Origin of the sequence: Novosphingobium sp. KN65.2 (assembly GCF_001368935.1) — a bacterium.
Classification (GTDB): Bacteria; Pseudomonadota; Alphaproteobacteria; order Sphingomonadales; family Sphingomonadaceae; genus Novosphingobium; species Novosphingobium mathurense.
Map to the genome: position 1 here is coordinate 1 of NZ_CCBH010000027.1, position 322 is coordinate 322.

Here is a 322-nt window from a genome sequence, read left to right on the forward strand (position 1 = left end):
GAGCCGGCGTTTGCCGGCCTCCATGAACTCTTTCGACCAGGTGTAGTAGAGGCTCTGGGCGATGCCTTCACGCCGACACAGCTCGGCGATGCTGTCCTCGCCGCGCAATCCGTCGAGCACGATGCGGATCTTGTCCTCGGCCGAGAAATGCCGCCGCGTCTGTCGGCGAATGTCTTTCACCACGGCTTCGGCAGAGGCCTTTGCTGGCGATTTTCGCAAGGAGGGTTTGGGCTTCATCTTCGTTCCTTCGTCACTACGACGAAGCCCAAACCCTCCTTAAATCTCAACCCCTAATCTGTGCCATGGGCGCTGACGCCGGACA

Annotated in this window: 1 protein-coding gene; it reads right to left on the reverse strand. The window is 59.9% G+C overall.

The window, feature by feature from the left end:
• The coding region (locus SPHV1_RS01130) for a transposase (protein ID WP_156367188.1) at positions 1-237 on the reverse strand (237 nt) is incomplete at its 3' end.
• Positions 238-322: the final 85 nt, after the last annotated feature.